We start from the raw sequence: 1,281 nt of genomic DNA on the forward strand, positions 1-1,281 counted from the left end.
TAAACCCCAAATATAGTCATTTCAGTTCAAACCAGGACACTGCACCCACGCCTAAAATGTTGGTCGCATCGGCGTTGCAGAGCAATAATGCAGGGGGCCAAAAGGCTTTTCAAGGACTCCGTCCCGCTGGCGCGATCAATGGCCCAGGTGTCTCACCCTAATCTGAAACGACTATAAATCAGGGATGCATAAGTCTATTCAGAAAGCTCCAGAAACGCTCCCATGCGGCGAAACTTTTGGTAGCGCTCCTCGCGCAATTCTCGCCCGCTCAGGCTAGAAAGTTCCTTGAGATGCCTGAGAAGAGCCTCTTTGAGGGTTTGAGCAGCTTCCAAGGGCGCGCGGTGGGCGCCGCCAACCGGCTCTGGCAGGATCTCGTCGATCACCTCCAGTTGCAGCAGGTCTTGGGCGGTAATGCGCAGGGCTGCCGCCGCTTGGGGAGCCTTCTTGGCATCCTTCCAGAGAATAGCCGCGCAGCCTTCCGGCGAGATCACGGAGTAGACGGCGTGCTCGAACATCAGGATGCGGTTGCCCACCCCAATGGCCAAGGCTCCGCCCGATCCCCCTTCGCCGATGACAGTGCAGATGATGGGGATCTCCAACCGAAACAGGGTCTGCAGGTTGGTGGCAATGGCCTCTCCTTGGCCCTCAGCTTCCGCCTTAACGCCTGGGTAAGCCCCCGGCGTATCGATGAAGGTGAGCAGGGGCAGGCCGAAGCGGTGGGCATGTTCCATTAGCCGCAGGGCTTTGCGGTAGCCGGCGGGATTGGGCATCCCAAAGTTGCGGTGGATGTTGTCTTTGGTGTCGCGACCCTTTTGGTGGCCTAGGATCATCACCGGCTGATCCCCCAGCTTGGCCAACCCGCCCACAATGGCTGGATCGTCCTGGCCGTGGCGATCCCCGTGCAGCTCAAACCAGTCGTCACAGATGGTCTGTACGTAATCCAGGGTGGTGGGGCGGCGGGGGTGACGGGCCACCTGGAGCCGTTCTACTGGCGTGAGCTGGCTGAAGATCTCGCGGCGCAGCTCTTCGGCTTTGGCTTCCAATTGGCGAATCTGCTCAGAAGCATCGATGTCGTTTTCTTCTGCCAAGGCCCGAATTTCTTGAATTCGTTGCTCCAGGGCGGCAACAGGCTGCTCAAACTCCAGCAGCAGGCGGTCGGTGGACTTGGTCATGACCGGTTGGCTAAACTTCGGGAGCGTGCTGTGCCTGGCAAAGGCTGCACAGATTTGGGGATGGGACTTTGATCTTCTCACATGTGGATCCCGTAGGCTAGAGGGAGCA

Annotated in this window: 1 protein-coding gene; it reads right to left on the reverse strand. The window is 58.8% G+C overall.

What is annotated here, in order from left to right:
• Positions 1 to 194 precede the first annotated feature (194 nt).
• Complete coding sequence (locus NW829_RS07300; protein ID WP_414399575.1) at positions 195 to 1,172, reverse strand: acetyl-CoA carboxylase carboxyltransferase subunit alpha; 978 nt, start codon at positions 1,170 to 1,172, stop codon at positions 195 to 197.
• Positions 1,173 to 1,281: the final 109 nt, after the last annotated feature.

Origin of the sequence: Synechococcus sp. R55.8, assembly GCF_047461895.1 — a bacterium.
GTDB lineage: Bacteria > Cyanobacteriota > Cyanobacteriia > Thermostichales > Thermostichaceae > Thermostichus.